Here is a 23,474-nt window from a genome sequence, read left to right on the forward strand (position 1 = left end):
CCTGAAAAAACCGGCCGCGACGGGGCAAAGTTCCCAAAACAAAGAAGCCCCGCCGGATCGCTCCAGCGGGGCTTTCTGTTGAACGCTCGACCTCATATGTGCGGCATTTGATCGTGACCTCTCAAATGCCCCTTCAATCGCCGGGCGGGCGCATCCGCGCCCTTGGCTTCCTCGCTCCGCCCTGCGGTACTCGCTGCGGCGCCCGCAGTCGCGGGCTACAGCGGCACGAGCCAACATCTCGTGCCGCTGGGATCAGAAGCTCCAGCTGGCGCGCAGGACGCCGCCGTGGCTCTGGTAGTCGTGGCGGTACTCGCCGTTGTACTCCAGACGCAGGCTGAAGGTTTCGCTCTGCTGCAGCGTGGCGCCCAGGTTGACGGCCAGGCCGTCGGTGTTGACCCGGCCGGTGGTGCTGGCGAAGGCCACGCCGGCCAGCACGCCCGTGGTCGGGATGGGCCCATCCTTGAAGTCGTGCACCCAGGCCACCCGCAGGTCCGGCGACAGCAGGCCGACACCCGTGTTCCACTGCGTGTCCACCTTCAGCCCCAGCTCCTGGGTGACGGCATTGGTGCCGAGGACATCCACCTTCAGGTTGGCCGGACCCGCGTCGTGTTCCTGGTAGGCATGGTTCACCAGGCGCACGAAGCGCAGGCTGTACTGCGGCGTGAAGGTGAACGCCCCCTGCTGCGGCAGGTCGTAGCCCACCGTCACCTTGCCCAGGTACTGCTCGCCACCATAGTTGGCGTTGGCGCGGGCGCCTAAGAAGGCGATGTCGCGGCGCTGGTCAAAGTGGTTGTAGCCCCAGCCCACCTGGCCCTCCACCGACAGCTTCTGGTCGGCGAAGTCCGGACGCCAGACGCTGTAGGCGGTCAGCTGGTAGCTGCCCACCCGCGTCAGGCTGCCCGCCATGACGCCCTGGCCCACCGACGCGCTGTTGATCCAGCTGAACGCCAGGCCCGCCATGACCTCGTCGCTGGCGAACCAGTCGGCGCCCAGCACCAGGCCGCTGCTGCTGGCGCGGTAGCCTGCCGCCTCCGTCGTCGTGCCGCGCAGCACGCCGGCGCCCACGACCTCGCCCCAGATCACGCCCTCGCGACCGTTGGAGCCGGCGGCGGCCCCCTTCTCGCTGCCGTCCATCAGGCTGGCCACCGTCTCCTGGTGCTGGCTGATGGCCGTCGTCGTCGGCGTCACCGACGCCGCCGTCAGCTGCGGCGTCAGCTGGCTGGGCGACAGCTGCGCCACCGCCACCTGCTTGGCCGCCGGCGTCAGCGTCGCCAGCGGCGCCAGCACCTGCTGCGTGAACGCCGCCAGCTGCGGGTTGGTGGTGATGCTGTTGCCGGTCAAGGCCGCGATCTGGTCCAGGGCCGAGCCCGTCCCCACCGCCGCACCGCCCTGGGCGTTGCCCACCGCCGTGTAGTTGGTGGCCTTGCCCGCCACCTTCACCACCAGCTGGGTGGTGCCGCCCACCGTCACCAGGTCGCTGGTCACGGTGTAGCCCGTGGCCGTGAAGTCCACACCGCTGAGGCTCAGGCCATTGCCCGAGGCGATGGTGTAGGTGCCGGCCTGCAACGCCCCGGCCCCGCTGCCCACGCCCTGCAGCAGCACCGAGCCGCCGGTGAAGGCCGCGGCACCACTGACCGCCAGGTTGCCGTAGCTGCTCTGCGACGTCACCCCGATGGCCAGCGTGCCCGCCGACTGGCTATAGCTGCCGGTGATGTTGATGGCGCTGTTCACCAGCAGGGTCGCCCCGCTGTTGAACACCGTGTGGCTGCCGACGGTGATGTGGTCGTTCAGCAGCTGCACGCCGCCGGTGAAGCGCACGTTGCTGCCGGTGTTGCTGATCGTGCCGATGGCGCCGTTGAACCCGGTCAGGGTGCCCGGGGAAGCCAGACTGCCGCCGTTGATGATCAGGTCGCCGGTCGACAGGTTGGTGATGTTGCCCGCCAGCGCCCCGCTGTTGGCCAGCGTGCCCAGCGTGCCGGTCGAGGCGATGTACAGCGCCGTCGGGCTGGCCACCGTGCCGGTGTTGTTAAGGGTGTCCAGGCTGGCGCCGATGTAGTCGTTGGCGGCCGCCGCCAGCAGGTTGCTGCCGCTGGTCACGGCATTGGCACTGAGGCCGGTGATGCCGCTGGTGACCGTGGCCCCGGCGTAGTTGGAGCCGGTGCCACCCTGGATCAGGGTGACGCTGTCTCCCGCCAGATAGTTGCCCACCGCGCTGACGCCGGCGTTGACCACGCCGCCCGCCACGGTGGCAGCCCCGCTGACGGTCAGCACATGGCCACCCGTGGTCAGGGTGCCCGACGACTGGGCAAAGTTGCCCGTGACGGCCACATCGGATGCCAGGGCGATGCTGGCGCCGGCGTTGCTGACCGTGTGCGTCGCCACGGTGATGGCGTCGCCCAGGCTGACCGCACCGGACGCGAACACCACGTTGGCCCCGGTGCTGGTGATAGTGCCGCCGGTGAAGCGGCCCACCGCGCCGTTGCCGCTGCCGTTGATCGTCAGATCGTGGGTGCTGGTGTTGACCACGTTGCCGCTGATCAGGCCGCTGTTGGCCAAGCTGCCCAGGGTGCCGGTGCCGGCGATGTACAGCGCCGTGGCCCCGCCGGCCGTGTTGGCCAGGGTCCCCGTGACGTTCAGGGTGGCCAGGCTGGCGCCGATGTAGTCGTTGCCCGCCACGGCCAGCAGGTTGCCGCCGCTAGTGCCGCCGTTGGCCGACAGGCCGGTCAGGCCGCTGACCACCGTCGCGCCGGTATAGTTGGAACCAGCCCCACCCTGGATCAGGACGACGCCGTCACCCACCAGGTAATTGGCCGCCCCGTTCAAGCCGCCGTTGACCACGCCGCCGGTGACGCTGGCGGCGTCGCTGACGGACAGCACATGACCACCCAGGCCCAGGGTGCCCGCCGTCTGGCTGTAGGCCCCCGTGACACTGATGTCGCCGGCCAGGCTGATGCTGGCGCCCGTGTTGGCCACCGTATGACCGGTGGCGACGATCACGTCGCCCAGGCTGACGGCGCCCGAGGCGAACACCACATTGCTGCCGGCATTGCGGATGGTGCCGCCGGTGAACACACCCACCGTGCCGTTGGAGCCACCGGTGATGCTGAGATCACCCGCCGACAGGTTGGTGATATTGCCACGGATGGTGCCGCTGTTGGCCAGGCTGCCCAAGGTGCCCGTGCGGGCGATGTACAGCGCCGTGGCGCCGCCCGCATTGTTGGCCAGGGTACCCGTGACGTTCAGCACGGCCAGGCTGGCGCCGATGTAGTCGTTGCCCGCCACGGCCAGCAGGTTGCTGCCGCTGGTGGTGCCGGTGGCGTCCAGGCCGGTCAGGCCGCTCACCACCGTGGCCCCGCTGTAGTTGGAACCCGCCCCGCCCTGGACCAAGGTGACGCCGTCACCCACCAGGTAGTTGGCCGCCCCGTTCAGGCCGCCATTGACCACGCCGCCGCTGATGCTGGCCGCGTCGCTGACGGACAGCACATGACCGCCCAGGCCCAGCGTGCCCGCCGCCTGGCTGTAGGCGCCGCTGATGCTGACGTCGCTGGCGAGGGCGATGGTGGCACCGGTGTTGGCCACCGTGTGGCCGGTGGCATCAATGTTGTCTGACAGGCTGACCGCCCCGCTAGCGAAGGTCAGGTTGCTCAGGCTGTTGCGGATGGTGCCGCCGCTGAAGCTGCCCACCGTGCCGCCATTAACGCCATTTGGGGAACCACCGACGATCACCAGGTCATTGGCGCTGGCGTTGATCACGTTGCCGATGAGGACACCGCTGTTGGCCAGGGTCCCCAGGCTGCCGGCGCTGGTGATCAACACCGCCGTGGCGGCGTTGATCGTGCCGGTGTTGGTCAGGGTGCCCAGCGTGCCACTGACATAGTCGCTGAGCAGCGTCAGCAGCAGGTCGGTGGCCGCGCCGTTGGCGCCCGTGCCCAGCGTGGCGCTGAAGCCCGTGGCCGCGGCACTGAGGCCGCTGGTGGTCAAGGACCCGCCCACCTCGGCGATGGTGTAGCTCTGGCCCGCGATCAGGTTGCTGCCCGAGAGCGCCGTCACCGCCACGGTGCCGCCGGTGAAGGCGGCGTTGCCGCTGACCAGCAGTTCACCCGCCGTGCCGCTGCCGATGCCCATGGCCAGCGTGCCGGCGCTTTGCGCGTAGTTACCCGTCACGCCGATGGCGTTGGTCAGCAGCACGTTGGCGCCGCTGTTCACCAGCGTGCCACTGCCCACGTTCACCTGGTCGTTCAGCAGCAGGTTGCCGCTGGCCAATTCCACGTTGCCGCTGGTGCTGGTGATGGTGCCGATGGCACCGTTCCGGCCCGTCAGGGTACCGGTCACGGTTCCGGTGCCGCCGGTGAACACCAGGGCGCTGGCAACGGTGTTCAGCACGTTGCCGGCGATGGTGCCGCTATTGGCGATGGTGCCGATGCTGCCCTCGTTGCGCAGCGCCGTAACGCCGGTGATGAGGCCGCTGTTGCTGACGCTGCCGATGGTGCCGCGGTTGTAGAAGGCCGCGCCGACGGTGTTGGTCTGGGTGATCAGGCCGCTGTTGTCGACACTGGTGATGCTGCCGCTGTTGTACAGGCCATAGTTGGTGTTGCTGATGGTGCCCTGGTTGATGACGGCGCCGATCTTGCCGCCGTTGCTCAAGCCGGCGGCGACGCCGATACCGTTATTGTTGGGCGCGGCGCTCAGCACACCGGTGTTGATGACAGTGCCGATGCTGGTCAGGTTGTACAGGCCCACCTGCCCCATGGCCGTGCCGCTGTTGGTCACCAGGCCGATGGTGCCGGTGTTGCGGACACCATAGAACGGGCCGGACAGCAGGCCGCTGTTGGACAGGGTGCCGATGCTGCCGCGCGTGGCGACGAACACCGCCGTATTCACCGCGGCCCCGGCGATGGTGCTGGTGTTGTCCAGGCTGGCCAGCGTGCCGCCGACATAGTCGTTGGACGCGACCAGCAACAGGTCGACGTTGCCGCCCACCGTGCTGTTGTTGGCCGTGACGGACGCGCCGAGGATGCCGGTGCGGATGACGGCCCCAGTGTAGTCGGACCCGGCACCACCCTGGATCAGGGTGCCATTGGTGCTGCCCACCAGGTAGTTGCCGGTCGAGCTCAGCTTGCCGGTGGTGATGGTGCCGCCGGTGATGTCGGCCACACCGCTGATCGTCGCCGACTGCGTCCCCAAGCCCAGCGTGCCGCCGGTCTGGGTGAAGTTGCCGGTGACGTTCAAAGCGCTGCCCAACGTCAGGGAGGCGCCGCTGTTCACCACCGTGTTGGTGCCGACATTGATGGTATCGCGCAGGGCGATGGCGCCGGAGGCGAAGGTCAGGTTGCTGTTGGTGTTGCGGATGGTACCGCCGGCGAAGGTGCCCACCGTGGTGCCGCTGCCGCCAACGATGACCAGGTCGTTGGCGCTGTCGTTCACCACGTTGCCGATGATGGTGCCGCTGTTGGCCAGCGTGCCCAGGCTGCCGTTGCTGGTGATGCTGACCGCCGTGGCGGCGTTGATGACGCCGGTGTTGGTGACCGTGCCCAGCGTGCCGCTGATGTAATCGCTGAGGAGGGTCAGCAGCAGATCCTGGGCGCCGCCGTTGGAGGCGGTACCCAGGGTGGCACTGAAGCCGCTGACCTGGGCGGTCAGGCCGGTGGCCGTCAGGGTGCCGCTGCCGGCCCCGACGATGGTGTAGCTCTGGCCCGCCAGCAGGTTGGCGCCGTCCAGCGCCGTCACGGCCACCGTGCCCCCCGTCAGGGTGGCGGCACCGCTGACCAGCAACTCACCGGTGACGGAACTGCCCACGCCCATGGCCAGGGTGCCGGCCGTCTGGAGGAAGTTGCCCGTAATGCTGAGCGCATTGGACAGCAGCAGGGAGGCGCCGCTGTTGACCAGGGTATTGGTCCCGACATTCACGGCGTCGTTCAGCAGCAGGTTGCCGGAGGCCAGCACCACGTTGGCGTTGGTGCTGGTGATCAGGCCCAGGGCATTGTTCTGGCCGGTCAGAACACCGAAGACGGTGCCGGTGCCGCCGGTGAACACCAGTGCGTTGGCGCTGTCGTTGACGATATTGCCGGATATCGTCCCGCTGTTGGCCACCGTGCCCAGCATGCCGCTGGTATAGAGGGCCGTGACCGCGGTGATCAGGCCGGTGTTGACCACCGACCCGATGGTGCCGGTGTTGTACAGCCCGTTGGTAACGCCGCTGAGGGTACCGCTGTTGTTCAGCAGGTCCAGGCTGCCGCCATTGTTCAAGCCGGCGCTGACCGGGCCGGCGGCGTCGATGATCTGACCGCTGTTGGTGACCGTGCCGATGGTGCCGCCGTTGTAGAGCGCCGCCTCGCCGGCGATGGTGCCGCTGTTGGCCACGCTGCCGATGCTGCCGGTGTTGAACAGGCCGTAGACGGTGCCGAAGATGGTGCCGCCCTGGTTGATGACGGCGCCGATGATGCCTTGGTTGTTCAGGCCGGCAGCGTTGACCGACGGCTCATCCACTAAGGCGCCCGTGTTCACGACGGTGCCGATGACGCCCCGATTCCACAGGGCGACGCGGCCGGTGACGACGCCGCTGTTGTCCAGCAGACCGATGGTGCCCAGGTTGCGCAGGCCGAAGTTCTCGCCGGACAGCATGCCGGTGTTGTTCAGCGTGCCCAGGCTGCCGGTGGTGGCGACATAGGCCGCCGTGACCACGCCAGCGATGGTGCCGGTATTGTCCAGGCTGGCGAGCGTGCCGCCGATGTAGTCGTTGGCCGACAGCAGCAGCAGGTCCACGTTGGACCCGAGCGTGGCGGTGGTGCCGGTGAGGGACAGGCCGCTGAGGTTGGAGGTGATGTTCACCCCGGTGTAGCTGGAGCCAGCGCCACCCTGGATCAGGGTGCCGTTGCTGTTGCCCACCAGGTAGTTGCCGTTGGCGTCCAACTGGCTGGTCAGGATGGCGCCGCCGCTGACGTTGGCGACACCACTGACCACCAGGTTGTGGTTGCTCAGGTCCAGGCTGCCGCTGGCCTGGCTGTAGTTGCCGGTGATGCTGAGCGTGCTGTCCAGCAGGATGCTGGCGCCGCTGTTCACCACCGTGTGGCTGCCGACGTTGATCACCTCGTTCAGCCGGACGGCGCCCGAGGCGAACACCAGGTTGGACGCGGTGTTGGTGAGGATGCCGATGGAACCGTTGATGCCGGTGAACAGACCGGTGGCGTTGCCACCCATGATGGTCAGGTCATGGGTGCTGGTGCTGACGATCTTGCCGGCGATGGTGCCGCTGTTGACGATGGTGTCCAGTTCACCCGTGTTGTTGATGGCGCCGAAGCTGCCGGTCAGCAGGCCGCTGTTGTTCAGCGTGCCCAGGCTGCCTTCGTTCACCACACCCAGGTTGCCCTGAATTGTGCCCTGGTTGTCCAACAGGACCATGCTGCTGGTGGCGCCGTGATTATACAGGCCGATGGTGTAGCCGGAGATGACGCCGGTATTCACCAGCGTGGCGATGACACCTTCGTTGTGCACGCCATGGGCGCCGGTCAGCGCGCCGCTGTTGAACAGCGAGCCCAGGCTGCCCGAGGTCGCCACATAGACGGCGTTGCCGGCGTTGATGGTGCCGGTGTTGGACAGGCTGGCCATCAGGGTGCCGACGTAGTCGTTGGCCGCCGTCAGGTACAGGTTGCCGCCGCTGACGCTGCCCGTGGCCTCCAGCCCCGTGAGGTCGGTGACGTAGGTCAGGCCGCTGTAGCTGCCCGTGCCGCCGGCGGCGATCAGGGCATTGCCGCCCCCCTGGCCCGCCACGAAGTTGACGGTGGAGGGCACATTGACCACCGACACCGTACCGCCGGTCACGGCGGCGTTGCCGCTGACCAGCAGTTCGCCATGACCGAAGGCCGCCACCAGGGTGCCGTCCGTCTGGGCGAAATTGCCGGTGACGCTGACGATGGAGTTCAGCAGCACGGAGGCGCCGCTGTTCACCAAGGTGTTGGCGCCGACGTTGACGGCGTCGTTCAGCGCCAAGTTGCCCGACGCCAGCACCACGTTGGCGTTGGTGCTGGTGATGGTGCCCATGGCGCCCGACTGGCCGGTGAGGGTGCCGATGGTATCGCCGCTGCCGCCGGTGAACACCAGGGCGTTGGCGCTGTCGTTGACGATATTGCCGGATATCGTACCGCTGTTGGCCACCGTGCCCAGCAGGCCGCTGGTATACAGGGCGGTGACCGCCGTGATCAGACCGCTGTTGCTGACACTGCCGATGGTGCCGGTGTTGTACAGGCCGTTGGTGACGCCGGCGATGGTGCCGCTGTTGTCCAGCAGGCCCAGGCTGCCGTGGTTGTTCAGGCCGGCGCTGGTCGGGCCGGCGCCGTCGACGATCTGGCCGCTGTTGGTCACCGTGCCGATGGTGCCGCCGTTGTAGAGCGCCACCTCACCGGCGATGGTGCCGCCGGCGTTGGCCACGCTGCCGATGCTGCCGGAGTTGTACAGGCCGTAGACGGTGCCGAAGATGGTGCCCTGGTTGATGACGGCGCCGATGGTGCCCTGGTTGTTCAGGCCGGCGGCGTTGACCGACGGCGCGTCCAACAGCGCGCCGGTGTTCAGCACCGTGCCGATGACGCCTTGGTTCCACAGGGCGACACGGCCGGTGACGGTGCCGCTGTTGTCCACCAGGCCGATGGTGCCGCGGTTGCGCAGGCCATAGCTATCAGCCGACAGCAGGCCCGTATTGTTCAGCGTGCCCAGGCTGCCGGTGGTGGCGACATAGGCCGCCGTGACCACGCCGGCGATGGTGCCGGTATTGTCCAGGCTGGCGAGCGTGCCGCCGATATAGTCGTTGGTCGACACCAGCATCAGATCCACGTTGGAGCCGATGGTGCCCGTGGTGCCGGTGAGGGACAGGCCGGTGAGGTTGGAGGTGACGCTGATCCCGGTGTAGCTGGACCCCAGCCCGCCCTGGATCACGCTGCCGCTGATGCTGCCCACCAGGTAATTGCCGCTGGCGTCCAACTGGCTGGTCGTGATGGCGGCGCCGCTGACATTGGCGATGCCGCTGACCACCACGGTGTGGCTGCCCACGTCCAGGCTGCCGCCGGTCTGGCTGTAGTTGCCGGTGATGCTGAGGGTCGTGTCCAGCAGCAGGCTGGCGCCATTGTTCACCACCGTGTGGCTGCCGACGTTGAAGACGTCGTTCAGCTCAAGGGTGCCGGAGGCCAGCACCACATCGTGGCCCGTGCTGGTGATGGTGCCCACGGTGCCGCCGTAGCCGGTGAAAAGGCCCGTGCCGACGCCGCCGGCGATGGTCAGGTTACCCTGGCCGCTGTTCAGGATGCTGCCGGCAATGGTGCCGCTGTTGACCAGGGTGCCCAGGGTGCCGGTGGGGTAGATGTAGAGGGCCAGCAGGCTACCGGTAATGGTGCCGCTGTTCAGCAGGGCGCCGATGGTGCCGCTGTTGACCAGGCCGTTCTTGCCACCGACCAGCGTACCCTGGTTGTCCAGCACGGCCACGCTGCTGGGCGCGTTCTGGTTGAACCAGCCCACGGTGCCGCCGGAGATCAGGCCGGTGTTGACCACGCTGCTGATGGTTCCCTGGTTCAGCACGCCGTCGATGGTACCCACCAGGGCGCCGCTGTTGTCCAGGGTGCCCAGGGTGGCCGACCGCGCCAGATAGACGGGGTTGGCGACGCCACTGAGGGTGCCGGTGTTGGTGAGGGCACCCTGCACCGTGCCGACATAGTCGTTGGCGGCCTGCAGGTACAGGCTGTTGCCGTTGACGGTGCCCGTGACCTCCAGCCCCGTGACACCGGAGTAGTAGCCGAGGTTGGTGAAGGTGGAGCCGGCACCGCCGGACACCACGGCGCCGCCATAGACGTCGCCCACCATCAGATTCCGCACCACGGTGTCGTTGTACATGCTGACGGTGCCGCCGGTCAGCGATACCGCCCCGCTGACCACCAGCCCGCCGGAATTATAGTCCGCCGCCAGCCAACCGCCCGTCTGGCTGTAGTTGCCGGTGACGCTCACGACATTGTCCATCTGGACGGTGGCGCCGCTGTTGACCAGCGTATGGCTGCCGACGTTGACCCGGTCGTTCAGGGCCAGGTTGCCCGACGCCAGCACCACATTGGCCAGCGTGCTGGCGATGGTGCCCATGCCGGACTGCCCGGCCAGCGTGCCAAAGGTGCCATTATCGGCGCCAATGATGGTCAGATCCTGGCTGCCGGCATTGGTGATGTTGCCTTGGATGGTGCCGCTGTTGACCAGGGCGCCCAGGGTGCCCGTGCTGGCGATGTACAGCACCGTGGCGGCGTTCAGGGTGCCCGCGTTGACCAGCGTGCCATAGCTGCCGCCGATGTAATCGCTGTTGAACGACAGCAGCAGATCAAGGTTGCCGCCCACCGTGGCGATGCTGCTGGCGTAGCCCAGGCCGGTGATGCTGTTGGTGACGACGGAGGCGCCGGTGTAATTGGAGCCCGCCCCGCCCTGCACCAAGGTGTAGGCGCTGCCCACCAGGTAATTGCCGGTGTTGGACAGGCTGGTCAGGATGGTGCCGCCACTGATGCTGGCGGCACCGCTGACCAGCAACTGGCTGACACCCGGGTTCACCACCAGCGTGCCCGAGGACTGGCTGTAGTTGCCGGTGACGTTGACGGTGTTGGACAGGATAAGGTTGGCGCCACTGTTCACCACCGTATTGGCGCCGACATTGATGTTGTCGTTCAGCGACAGGGCGCCGTCGCTGAACACCACGGAGGATCCGGTATTGGTGATGGTGCCCCGGCCGGTCAGGCCCGACAGGGTGCCGATGGTGCCGTTGGCGCCGCCGCCGATGGTCAGGCCGCCGGTGCCGGTATTGACGATGTTGCCCTGGATCACGCCGCTGTTGCTGATCGTGCCCACGCGGCCGTTCACGCCGATGGCCAGCGCCTGCGTGCCCTTCAGCGTGCCGCTGTTCAGCAGCGCCGTCAGGGTTGAGTTGGCCACGATGGCCTTGTGCGCCGCGCTGATGGTGCCGCTGTTGCTGATGGTCCCGATGGCGGCGCTCATGTACACGCCGCTGGCGTTGGCCGCGATGGTGCCGTTGTTCACCAGCGTCTGAATCGTGCCGGCCGCTTGGAAGATGCCGTAGTTGTTGCCGATCAGGCCATCGTTCAGCAGCGTGACGATGGTGCCGTCATTGCGCAGGCCCTGCTGCGCGCTGGCGCTGTTGGACCGGATGGTGCCGCCGCTGGCGTTGTCCAGCAGCTGGATGGTGCCCATGTTCTGCAGGCCGCCGTCATGGCCGGTCATCAGGCCATAGTTGACGACGGTGTTCAGGATGCTCTGGTTGATCAGGCCATAGCCCACCGTGCCGGCCAGGCCGGCGAAGGTGCCGCCCACCGTGTTGATCAGCGTGCCGATGGTGCCGCGGTTCAGCAGGCCGTAGCCGCCGTTGGTGCCGTCGCCGCTGACGACACCGCTGTTGGTCAGGGTGCCGATGGTGCCGGCGATGGACGCGCCGTAGCCGGTGACGGCGCCCACACCCGCCAGCGTACCGCTGTTGCTGACCGTGCCGATGCTGCCCGTGCTGCGCACGAACAGGGCCGTCTGCATGCCGCCGATGCTGCCGGTGTTGTTCAGCGTGGGCAGCAGGGTCCCGACATAGTCGTTGGCCCCCGTCACAACCAGGTTGGTGCCCACACCACCCGCGGCGGCGACCAGGCCGGCGATGGTGTTGGCCTGCAGGCTGACACCGCTGTAGCTGGAGCCGACGCCGCCGGCCACCAGGGTGGTGCCGCCCTGGCCCACCAGATAGTTGGCCGTCGCGGACAGACCGGTGATGGACACGGCGCCGCCGGTCATGACGGCGGCACCGGTGACCGACAGTTGCGCGCCGGCAGCCAACACGATGGTGCCGGCGCTCTGGCTGTAGTTGCCGGTGACGTTGATGATGGTGCTGAGCCGCAGCGAGGCACCGCTGTTGGCCAAGGTCTGGCCGGCGACGTTGACCTGGTCGTTCAGCCACAGGTTTCCACCGGCCAACACCACGTTCCCCAGGGTGCTGGTGATGGAGCCCATGGTGTTGAGGGTGCCGTTCAGCGTGCCCGTCAGGCTGCCCACCACCGTGCCGCTGCCACCGCTGATGGTCAGCACGTTGGCCGACCGGTTGATCAGGCTGCCCGCGATGAGGCCGCTGTTGTTCAACTGGCCGATGCTGCCGGTGTTGTACAGGGCGACCGGGCTGGTGATGGTGCCCAGGTTGGTCAGGACGCCGATGGTGCCGGCGTTGTTCAGGCCGGCGGCCTGGGCCGAAGGCGCGTCCTTCAGCACGCCGCTGTTGACCACCGTGCCGATGCTGCCCTGATTGTAAAGACCGATGAGGCCGGTCGCGGTGCCGCTGTTGTCCACCAGGCCGATGGTGCCGAAGTTGTGGATGCCGTAACGGGTGCCGTCCAGCAGGCCGCTGTTGGATAGCGTGCCCAGGCTGCCCTGGGTAGCGATGTAGGCGGCGGTCTGCACGCCGCCGAGGGTGCCGATGTTGGACAGGCTGCCCAGGGTGCCGCCGATGTAGTCGTTGACGGCCGTGACCATCAGGTCGACGTTGCCGCCGACCGTCTGGGTATCCGCCCCCACCGTCAGGCCGGTGACGCCTGAGGTCAGGCTGACGCCCGTGTAATTGGATCCCGCCCCGGCCTGCACGACGACCAGACCCGTGGTGGTGCCCACGATGTAGTTCTGGGTCCCGGACAGGGTGGCGATGACCCTGCCGCCGGTGATGCTGGCGACACCGCTGACCATCAGTGCCTGGGCACCCAGGCCCAAGGTGCCGGTGGTCTGGCTGTAGTTGCCGGTGATGCTGACATTGTCGGTCAGGGTCAGGACGGCACCGCTGTTGACCACGGTGTTGGCGCCCACATTGATGGCGTCATCCACCACCTGCCGGCCGCCGGCGAACACGAGGTTAGAGGATGTGTTGGCGATGGCGCCGCCCGTCAGGGTGCCGATGGTCAACGTGTCGCCCATCACCACCAGGTCGCGGGCGGACAGGTTGGCGATGGTGCCGCTGATGGTGCCGGCGTTGAAGATGGTTCCCAGGGTGCCGCCGGCGCTGTTGTACAAGGCGTAGTTGGAGCCCGAGATGACGCCCGTGTTCATCAGGCTGCCGATGACACCGGTGTTCAGCAGGCCGGTGGCCGCCCCGCTGATAGTGCCCACCAGCGGCCCTATGTTGAGGTTGCCGATGATGGCGATGCTGCCGGCGTTGTTGAGGGCGACGGAACCGGAGATCACGCCGGCATTGAACAGCGTGCCGATGCCGCCGGCGTTGCGCAGGCCGGTGGCGGAGCCATGGATGGTGCCGATCAGGGTGGTCAGGCTGCCGGTGCCGAGGACAAAGTTCTCCAGGAAGCCAATGAGGCCCGTATTGCTGAGGCCAATGCTGCCGGAGACCATGTCGGCGTTGATCAGGGTGCCGATGGTGCCGGCGTTGTTGATGCCGCTGGTGGCGCCGGTCATGGTCCCGGCATTGCCCAGGGCGACGATCAGGCCCTGATTGTCGACCGCCGCCCCGGTCGTGCCCAGGATGGTGGCGTAGTTGGTCAGCGAGCCGATGCTGCCGGTGTTGGCGAGACCGATGCCACCTTGCAGGAGGCCCACGGTGCCATAGCTTGTCACGCCGCCGGAAACCCCCTGTGTTCCGAGGGTGACGGTGCCGATGCCGCCCAGGTTGTTGAGGGCGGCGGTGGCCCCCATCAGGGTGCCGCTATTGCTCAATGTGCCCAGCGTGCCCGTGGCCGCCACGTAGATGGCGTTGCTGGCGCTGATGGTGCCGGTGTTGTTCAGCGTGCCCAGCGTGCCGCCGATGTAGTCGTTGGCCCCCATCACCACCAGGTTGGTGCCGGAGGCGCCGCTGGTCAGCGCCAAACCGGTGACGGTGTTGGTGGTGGCGACGGCGACGCCGCTATAGCTGGAGCCGGTGCCGCCGGCGACCAGGGTGGCGCCCCCCTGTCCCACCAGATAATTGAGGTTGGACGCGACGCTGGTGACGACGGTACCGCCGGACATGATCGCGGCACCACTGGCCACGACCTGGGCGCCGTTGTTGAGGGTTAGCGTGCCGGCCGACTGATCGAAATTGCCGGTGACGTTCAGGAGCGTATTCAGCACCACCGACGCGCCGCTGTTGACCAGTGTGTGGCCGGTGACGTCCACGGCGTCGTTCAGCAACAGGGCGCCCGAGGCCAGCGTCACATTGCTGACGGTGTTGCTGATCAGGCCCAGGCCGCTGACTCCGGTGAAGGTGCCGATGGTGCCGCCGGTGCCGCCCGCCAAGGTCATGTCCTGGGCGGCCAGGTTCAGGATGGTGCCCTTGATCACGCCGCTGTTCTGCAGCAAGCCCACCTTGGCGGCGTTGGTGTAGGAGACGACGGTGCCTGACAGGATGGTGTAGTCGGTGACGCGAATGGCCGTGGGGGCGGTGATGGTGCCGCTGTTCAGCAGCGTGCCCAGGGTGCCGCCGGCGATGCTGACCGCCACGTTGGTGGCGCTGACCAGGTTGGTGTTGCTGATCAGGCCGACAGTGCCAGGGGTGGCGACGGTGGGACCGTATTGGATGTTGTCGATCTGGATGGCCCGCGGACCGGTGATGGTGCCGCTGTTGACCAGGGTGCCGATCATGCCGCCGGCGATGCTGACCGCCGCCCCCTTCACGATCGCGGCGGTGGAACCGCTGATCAGGCCGCTGTTGTCCAGCAGGCCGAGGTGGCCGTAATTGACGAGCGTGCCGCCGGCGACGAACTGACCAACGCGCAAGCCGGTGCGACCGCTGGTGATCGTGCCGCTGTTCTGCAGCGTGTCGATGGTGCCGCCGACCATGTTAACCGCCGCGAGGGCGATGGCGTTGCCGGAGGTCGTGGCGGTGCTGGTGTTGATGATCAGGCCGCTGTTCAGCAGCGTGCCGAGGTTGCCGACATTGGCGACGGTGGCCGCCGTTATCGCCACGACGAGGGCACCCGCCTGATAGCCCGTGCTCTGGTTGGTGACGGTGCCGGTACCGGTGTTGTTGAAGACGTCCACGTCACCGGTCAGGTTGAAGCCGGTGCCGGTGGAGGTGTTCCTGATCAGGCCGGAATTGGTGACGGTACCGACGGTGACGCCCAGGAAGTTCACCCCGGCCGCGGCGGCCATGGACTGGATGGGGCCGGCGGTGCCATTGACCAGCGCCCCGATCTGGGCGCCGCCATTGGCATAAATACCACCGGTGGCGGATGCCGACCCCTGGATCGTGCCATCATTCTGGATGGAGCCGATGGAGCCGCCGGAGGACAGGGCGATGCCGCCGCCGCTGCCGACCCGGCCCTGCATCAGGCCGCTGTTGATGATCAGGCCCACGGTGCCCACGCTGCCGGTAGCGGTGTCGCGACCGATCGACAACCCGGCCGTTCCGCCCAGCGTGCCGGAATTGGTCAGGGTGCCCAAGCTGCCGGTAGAGGCGATGTAGACCGCCGCCTTGCTGGTGCTGATGTCCAGAGCGCCGGTGTTGTTCAGGCCGGCGGAGGTGGTGCCGAAGTAATAATTGTTCAGGTAATTGAGCAGCGTGGCACTGCGGACCGTGGTGGTGGTCCCGGTGCTGATGCTGTTTTCGTTGACGATGGTGGTTCTCAGGCCCAGGCCCGTGATGATGGAGTCGGCGACCATCAAGGTGTTGAAGCTGGAGAGCTGGCCACCCACCAACAGGGTGTGGATACTGCCCGGCGTATAGTTGCTGGTGGCGTTGTAGTTGCCGTCGACGATGGTACCGCCCGACGTGACAATCCTGCCGGTGACCGAGATGTAGGTGCCGTTGTTCAGGACCAGCCGGTTGCTGCCCAGGGTCTGGATCGTCTCGGTGAAGTTGCCGGTGATGGTGATGTTGTTGTTAACGGCGACCGTGCCGCTGTTGAGCAACACGGTGCCGGTGGCGACGTTGAGGTCATCGTTCAGCAGCAAGTTGCCGTTGATGCCGTACACGCCGCCGCCAATGGTGACGTTGGCGCCCGTGCTGGTGATGGTGCCCTTCTGACCGCTGCTCAGGCCACCGGAGGCGCCCGTCAGCGTGCCGATCGTGCCCAGCGTACCGCCCGCGATGGTAAGCGCAAGGGTGGAGCCGTTGACGATGTTGCCGGCCACCAGGCCGCTGTTGAGCAGCGTCGTCGCCGCGGCGCCGCTGGCGATGGTGATGGCAGGAACACCGCGGATGGTACCGCTGTTCACCAGCGTCCCGCTATTGCCGGAGGACAGCACCAGGCTGGTGCAACTGGACCCGGCGGAGATGGACCCGGCGTTGGTGGTGCATGCGGACTGCGCCGATGCGGCCCGGGGGGCGGCAAGCGCCACGCCCACAGCCAGGGCGGACGCCCCGAGAAGGAAAGTCTGCCGCAGCTTGCCGCCCTGACCGTCCATCTTCTTCATCAGCTTTGTCATGCCATATCACTCCCAACCGCTGGTTTGACGCGGGCTGGGATTGGGCGAACAAAAAGGCGGCTCGGGGATCGCCGGGCTAGACCGCCCCTTGCGCCCAAATCCGCCTATACCCCCGATCAGTCCCGCCTCGGCCCCCAAAACTCCATCACGGCCCTCAACCCAATAGGGCAGGCCGCCATACCCTTCTGTATAGGTTCTAAGCTTCTGTCAATTTCAACATGCGTAAAGGCTGCTATTTTATCGGAAGATCGAAGAAGATACCCAAGAACCCAGATAATTAAAGCGACCATAATAGGATGTCACATTTCATCACAACTGGTGATAATTCCGTCAGAATTAATATTTTGTGATAGTTTATTGGCGAATACTGAATGAAATTTGGGCGAGCGATCCTGAATTATGAAGTTTACAATCCAGTATTGATCGTTTTCCGGACCGCTTCGTTGGTGGCGGGCCGCCAACCTCAAACTCCTGCTCCCAGGCCTAGCCGGTGTCAGTTCCCGGCGGAGGCGACGCCCCACAGCCACGGGCTTAGAACTTTTTGTTGTATGGCCCTCCTGTGACATCGCGGAAAGCGGGCAGCAGTAGGCTAGACTTTAACGGCGCGCCCAGACTCCAAGTTTGCGCTTCTGGTTTAACGATAAATCCATTAGGCGGAACTTGCCTGATAGCGGCCGACCACCTGTTGCCGGAACACGGGAGCGGAATGGCGGCCCTCTTTTGACTGGGGCCTCTTTTGATTGGGCCCTCCTTCGACTGGGAAAGACCATGAGCCCCCTCTCCCCCTCCGCCGATCCGGCCCTGGCTGCTCCCGCCGGTGCCCGCCTGGCGACGCGCCTGGCGACGCGCCTGGCCTTCCTGGCCGCCGGGTTTGCTATGGCCTGCTGGGCGCCGCTGGTGCCGCTGGCCAAGGCCCGTGTCGGTACCGACGATGGTCAACTGGGCTTGATCCTGCTGTGCCTGGGCATCGGCTCCATCCTGGCCATGCCGCTGACCGGATTTCTCAGCGCCCGTTGGGGCAGCAAGCCCATGATCCTGGCCGGCGGCGTCGCCCTTGCCCTGTTGTTGCCGCTGCTGTCCGTGGCCGGCCAGGTGCCCACCTTGGCCGCCGCCCTGCTGGGCTTTGGCGCGGCGCTGGGCACCATCGATGTGGCCATGAACGTCCACGCGGTGGAGGTGGAGCGGGGCGCCGGCCAGCCGCTGATGTCCGGCTTTCATGCCATGTTCAGCGTCGGCGGCTTCCTGGGGTCCGGTGGCATGACCCTGCTGCTGTCCACGGGAACGGCTCCCCTGGTCGCAACGCTGCTCAGCGCCGGATTGGTGCTGGCGGCCGTCCTGCTGGCCCTGCCCGGCCTGCTGCCCGCGCGTGGCGAACCCACGCCCCTGGTGGCGCCCCACGGCATCGTTCTGCTGCTGGCGGCGCTGGCGGCCATCTGCTTCCTGGTCGAGGGCGCCATCCTGGACTGGAGCGCCCTGCTGGTCATTGGCGCCGGCCTGGCCGACACGGCGCAGGGCGGCTTCGGCTACATGGTGTTTTCCATCGCCATGACCGTGGGCCGGCTGACAGGCGACCGCATCGTTGCGCACTTCGGCAACCGCCGGATATTGGCCTGCGGCGGCGCCGGCGCCATCCTGGGACTGGCCCTGCTGCTGATGGCACCCACGGCGATGGTGGCCACCGCCGGGTTCCTGCTGATCGGACTGGGCGCCTCGAACATCGTGCCGGTGCTGTTCCGCCTGGCGGGCAGCCAGACGGTGATGCCGGTGGGCCTGGCCGTCGCCGCCCTGACCACCACTGGCTATGCCGGCATCCTGGCCGGCCCGGCCGGCATCGGCTTCATCGCGCATGCCGTCGGCCTGCCCACGGCCTTTTGGCTGTTGGCCTTGCTGATGGCCTTCGTGCCGCTGCTGGCGGGCCGCATCGCCCGGGCGGGGCACGCATGAGCACCAACCGTCCTACCCCCATGCCGGCCACCGCCCTGCTGGCGCACGTCGCCCTGTGGACCCGCGACCTCGACGCCGCCAGCGCCTTCTGGCGCGACCATTTCGCCGCCGACATCGGCGACCTTTACCGCAGCCGCCGGCAGCCGGGCTTCCTGTCCCGCTTCGCCCGCCTGCCGGGGCAACAGGTGGTGCTGGAACTGATGCAGGCCCCGTGGGTGGCTGAGGCCGATCCGCAGACCCGGGTGGGCTGGGCGCATCTGGCCCTGTCGCTGGGTAGCCAGGCGGCGGTGGACGCCACCGCCGCTCGGCTGGACGCGGCGGGCCTTCTCATCTCCCCGCCCCGCCAAACCGGTGACGGGCTTTATGAGGCGGTGGTGCGCACCCCGGACGGCATTCCCATCGAAATCACCGTCTGAAATCCATTTCAACGTCACGTGGCATTCGGTTCCCGGCCCATTTTCCCGTCTTGGCGCCAACGCCGCGACGTGCGAGAACGTTTTGTATTATTAATGCCCAATAAAGCCGGCCCCTTCCCAGCGGGATGGATCACGCCCGGCACCCGGAGGGGATGGTCGCGAGATGCTGAGTTCGAGAAAAAGGAAGCCGTTCCTGCGGGCGGCGCTGGCGGGTTTCGTGTCGGCCCTGGCCCTCACGGCCGCGGCGAAGGCCGACCCCATCGCGGTGCTGGACCGCTACGGCGCCTACGTCTCGGTCGAAGGCTACGGCGCCAACGTCGTGCGCGTCACCATCGCCACCGAGAAGGACCAGGCGCTGAAGGGCCCCGGCTACGGCCTTCTGCCCGGCGCGCTGGACAACAGCGGCTTTCACCGGACCAGCGACCAGGGTGGCGACAGCTTCGCCTCCAGCGCGCTGACCCTGCATGTCGATGCGGCCAAGGCGCCGCGCGTGCCCTCCACCATGGAGAAGTACTTCGCCCCCCAGCTGCCGCCCGTCACCCTGCAGGTGAAGAACGCGCGCGGTGAGGTCGTGCTGAACATGGACGGCTGGTCCATGGCCCCGCACACCGTGGCCGGCGAGAAGACCTACCAGGTCGGCGCCAGCTTCAAGTCCCCGGCCGATGAGCACTATTACGGCATGGGGCAGAACCAGCAGTCGGTCGGCCCGCTGGACCTGCGCGGCCGCACCCTGGACTGCAAGCACTGGTATGACGCGCCCGGTGGTGAAACCGTGTGCGTGCCGGTGCTGGTCAGTTCCAAGGGCTACGCCATCGTTTGGGACAATCCTGCGGAGACGGTGCTGAACGCCGGCATCAACGGCGCCACCTCCCTCACCTCCACCGTGGGGGAGCGGGTCAGCTTCTTCGTCATCACCGGCGACACGCCCGCCGACATCTATGGCGCCTACGCCCGCCTGACCGGCAAGACGCCCATTCCACCCAAGGCTGCCTTCGGCCTGATCCAGTCCAAGGCGCGGTACGACAGCCAGGATGAAATCCTGCGGGTGGCCAAGACCTACCGGCAGAAGAAGTACCCGCTGGATATCATGGTCATCGATTGGTTCTACTGGACCCGCATGGGCCAGCTCGACATCAACCCGGCGGAGTTTCCCAATCCCGACGCCATGAACCAGGACCTGCACGCCATGGGCATGCAGTCCATCATCTCCATCTGGCCGCGTTTCGAGACCTCAGGCCGCTATTTCAACGAATTGGACGCCAAGGGCTATCTGCTGAAGGATGAGGACGGCAGAAGCGTTGACGGCCTGCCCTTCCGCTCCGACCGCACCGGCGGCCTGATCGACGTAACCAACCCCGCCGCGCGCAAGTGGTTCTGGGAACACGCCCGCGACAATGTGCTGAGCCACGGCTTCGACTATCCCTGGCTGGATGAGACGGAGCCGGATCTGGTACCCGACGGTTTCTTCTATTCCATCGGTTCCGGCGACCGGTATCACAACGTCTTCCCGCTGCTGCATGTGGAAAATGCGTCGCAAGGCCTGCGGGCTTGGCGGCCCAACCGCCGGCCGCTGATCCTGTCGCGCGCCGCCTACCTGGGTGCCCAGCGTACCGGTGCCCTGTTCTGGTCGTCGGACATCAGCCCGCAGTGGGAGGTGCTGGCCCGCCAGATCCCCACCGGCCTGAACATGACCGCCTCGGGCATCGCCTATTGGGGCAACGACATCGGCGGCTGGCAGTACCTGCCGCAAACCACCAGCTATACCGGCACCCCCCTGGTCAGCCCGGCGGGCGCGGAAGAAACGGTGGGCCAGAATCACGACTATCCGGAACTGATGGTCCGCTGGTTCCAGTACGGCACCTTCCTGCCCACCCTGCGCCTGCACGGCGACCGCAAGCACACGGAGATCTGGGCTTTCGGTCCGGAGGCAGAGGCCATCATGGCCCGCTACGACACGTTGCGCTATGCCCTGGTGCCCTACCTTTACGCCCAGGCCAAGGTCACCTACGACACCGGCGTGCCGTTCATGCGGGCCTTGTGGATGGACTTTCCCCATGACCCCGCCGTGGCGAACATCGGCACAGAATACATGTTCGGTCCGGCCTTCCTCGTGGCGCCGGTGACGGAGCCCGGACAGACGCACAAGCAGGTCTACCTGCCGGCCGGGACCGACTGGTACAATTACTGGACCAACGAGAAGCTGGCTGGCGGCCAGTGGGTGACCGTCGCGTCCCCCATCGACCAGATCCCCCTGTTCGTGCGCGCGGGTTCCATCCTGCCCCTGGGCTCCGCCGTCCAGTCGACGGCGGAAAAGCAGAAGATCGTGGCCCTGAAGGTCTATCCCGGCCGTGACGCCAGCTTCACCGTCTATGATGACGACGGCCTGAGCCTGGACTATGAGAAGGGCAAGGGCGGCGCCCTGGCCACCCTGCGCTGGGACGACAGGTCGGGCAAGCTGACGGCCGACGGCGCACGCGAGCCCTTCGCCAAGGCCCCGGCCGAACTGGTGCAGGTCATGGGCCGTTAAGCGGCATGTGACACGCGTCATTTCACACAGCAGGCGGCCGCGGCTATCGTCGCAGCCGTCTCTGCCCTAGTGGGGCTTGTTTTCATGAGGCCGGCTCAAGGAACCGCGAGGCTCGCTTGAGCATTGTCAAATTGTTGACGCCCCAACGGGGGCTTTATAGCTTCCGGGCGCAGCCTTCGCTGTCGCGTGGACGCGTGGGCGGAGGGATGGCAATGCCGGTGCTTGGGGGACGGTTGGCTTTGGTGCGCCGTGAAAAAGCAGCAGCCCAGCTGACCGGCGACGGTCTGTGGGACCGCATCCGGACCGAGGCGGAGGACGCGCTGGCCGGCGCGCCCATGCTGGCGCCGCTGTTCCTGGATTCCATCATCAACCAATCCTCGTTCGAGACGGCGCTGTTCCACCGCATCGCGGCGCGCCTGAAGAACGACGTGGTGTCCCAGCCCCTGATCGTTGATACCTTCAACCAGGCGGCAGCCGACGACACCACCCTGGCGGCGGCTTTGCGCGCCGACATCACCGCCGTGCTGGACCGCGACCCGGCGTGCGAGCGGCTGATCGAGCCCTTCCTCTATTTCAAGGGCTTCCATGCCATCCAGACCCATCGGCTGGCGCACTGGCTGTGGATCAACGGGGCGCGGGACTTCGCGCTGTACCTGCAGAGCCGCTCATCCGAGGTGTTCCAGACCGACATCCACCCGGCGGCCGCCATCGGCCAGGGCGTCTTCCTCGACCACGCCACCGGCCTGGTGGTGGGCGAGACGGCGGTGATCGAGGATGACGTGTCGTTGCTGCAGGACGTGACCCTGGGCGGCACCGGCAAGAACACGACCGATCGACATCCCAAGGTGCGCAAGGGCACGATCATCGGTGCCGGCGCCAAGATCCTGGGCAATATCGAGATCGGTGCCTATACCCGGGTAGCAGCCGGTTCCGTCGTGTTGCGGCCCACGGAACCTTATTCCACCGTCGCCGGCATCCCGGCCAAGGTGGTGAAGGTGGACGAGGCGGGGCGGCAGGCGGCCCAGCAGTTGGACCAGGTGCTGAGCGACCTCGCCTACAGCTCCTTCAACTACTCCATTTAGGTTTTAGGTTCCGCGGCAACTTTGTTGCGGGGCTTAAGCGCCACCTTGACGGGCGCGGCTAGTCGGTCAGGCTGTTTGCCCTGGCGCATGCCGCTCGACCCGTCAAGGAGCCCCCATGAGCACCCGTCCCTTCCTGCCTCCCGTGCCGGCCGCCTTCTTCGGCATCGTGCTGGGCCTGACCGGCCTGGGCGCCAGCTGGCGGGCGGCCCATGACGCCTGGGGCCTGCCTTCGGCGGTGGGTGAGGCGCTGATGGCCGCCGGCGCGGCCGTGTGGGCCGTCGTGCTGCTGCTGTACGCCGCCAAATGGATCAACCACCGCCCGGCCGCCCTGGCAGAGGTGGATCACCCCGTCCAATGCTGCTTCATCGGCCTGGCCGGCGTCGCCACCATGCTGGTCGCGGGGGGCGCCCTGCCCCATTCACGGCCCCTGGCCCTGACGCTATACGCCCTGGGCGCCGCCTTCACGCTGCTGTTCGCCGTGTGGAGGACGGGCGGGCTGTGGCAGGGCGGGCGCGACCCCGCCACCACTACCGCCGTGTTGTACCTGCCCACGGTGGCGGGCAGCTTCGTCGCCGGCATCGTGGCGGCGGCCCTGGGCTATCGCGAGGTGGGCCAGATGGCCTTCGGTGCCGGCTTCTTCGGCTGGCTGGCCATCGAATCCGTGCTGCTGCACCGCCTGCTCACCGCGCCGGCCCTGGCCCCCGCCCTGCGCCCCACCCTGGGGGTGCAACTGGCGCCGCCGGTGGTGGGTGCGGTCGCCCTGATCAGCGTGGCGCCGGATCTGCCGGCCTTCTTCCCCCGCATGCTGGTCGGCTACGGACTGTTGCAAGCCTTGGTCCTGCTACGCCTGCTTCCCTGGATTTTGAAGGAGCCGTTCACCCCGTCCTTCTGGGCTTTCACCTTCGGCGCCACCGCCCTGGCCACCACCCCGGTGCGCATGGTGGCGCGGGGCGATACCGGCGTCCTGGCGCAGCTAGCCCCGGCGCTGTTCCTGCTGGCCAATGTGGTGGTGGGCGTGGTGGCCGTCGGCACGGTCTACCGCACCCTGCAAGGCCGGCTGTTGCCGCCACCGCCCGTGCCGGCCACGCCGCGCTGAACCGTCAC

6 protein-coding genes are annotated in these 23,474 nt (G+C 67.2%); 5 read left to right on the forward strand and 1 reads right to left on the reverse strand.

Annotation, left to right across the window (positions count from 1 at the left end):
- Positions 1–252: 252 nt before the first annotated feature.
- A complete protein-coding gene (locus Y958_RS32080; protein ID WP_186291496.1) occupies positions 253–16,401 on the reverse strand; it encodes a hypothetical protein in 16,149 nt (5,382 codons plus the stop codon).
- A 768-nt stretch (positions 16,402–17,169) separates the two neighbouring features.
- Here Y958_RS32080 and Y958_RS25870 point away from each other — a divergent pair.
- From Y958_RS25870 to tehA, 5 genes are all read left to right on the forward strand, one after another.
- Entirely contained in the window at positions 17,170–18,345 is a 1,176-nt protein-coding gene (locus tag Y958_RS25870; protein WP_088874760.1) for an MFS transporter, read from the forward strand.
- Complete coding sequence (locus Y958_RS25875; RefSeq protein WP_211098721.1) at positions 18,342–18,761, forward strand: VOC family protein; 420 nt, start codon at positions 18,342–18,344, stop codon at positions 18,759–18,761. Before Y958_RS25870 ends, Y958_RS25875 begins: the two co-directional genes overlap by 4 nt.
- Before the next feature lie 163 nt (positions 18,762–18,924).
- A complete protein-coding gene (locus Y958_RS25880; protein WP_088874762.1) occupies positions 18,925–21,288 on the forward strand; it encodes a glycoside hydrolase family 31 protein in 2,364 nt (787 codons plus the stop codon).
- A 242-nt stretch (positions 21,289–21,530) separates the two neighbouring features.
- The gene (cysE, locus tag Y958_RS25885; protein ID WP_244909608.1) at positions 21,531–22,370 is read left to right on the forward strand and encodes a serine O-acetyltransferase; all 840 of its coding nucleotides are present in this window, start codon (positions 21,531–21,533) and stop codon (positions 22,368–22,370) included.
- A 115-nt stretch (positions 22,371–22,485) separates the two neighbouring features.
- Positions 22,486–23,466: a dicarboxylate transporter/tellurite-resistance protein TehA gene (tehA, locus tag Y958_RS25890; RefSeq protein WP_088874764.1), complete on the forward strand. Its 981-nt coding sequence runs from the start codon at positions 22,486–22,488 to the stop codon at positions 23,464–23,466.
- Positions 23,467–23,474: the final 8 nt, after the last annotated feature.

Source organism: Nitrospirillum viridazoti CBAmc (assembly GCF_000730165.1).
In the GTDB taxonomy this organism is placed as follows: domain Bacteria; phylum Pseudomonadota; class Alphaproteobacteria; order Azospirillales; family Azospirillaceae; genus Nitrospirillum; species Nitrospirillum viridazoti.

Coding starts and splice junctions, on each gene's coding strand:
- tehA (WP_088874764.1), top strand. CDS start 22,486: ATGAGCACCCGTCCCTTCCTGCCTCCCGTGCCGGCCGCCTTCTTCGGC.
- Y958_RS25880 (WP_088874762.1), top strand. CDS start 18,925: ATGCTGAGTTCGAGAAAAAGGAAGCCGTTCCTGCGGGCGGCGCTGGCG.
- Y958_RS25870 (WP_088874760.1), top strand. CDS start 17,170: ATGAGCCCCCTCTCCCCCTCCGCCGATCCGGCCCTGGCTGCTCCCGCC.
- Y958_RS25875 (WP_211098721.1), top strand. CDS start 18,342: ATGAGCACCAACCGTCCTACCCCCATGCCGGCCACCGCCCTGCTGGCG.
- Y958_RS32080 (WP_186291496.1), bottom strand. CDS start 16,401: ATGACAAAGCTGATGAAGAAGATGGACGGTCAGGGCGGCAAGCTGCGG.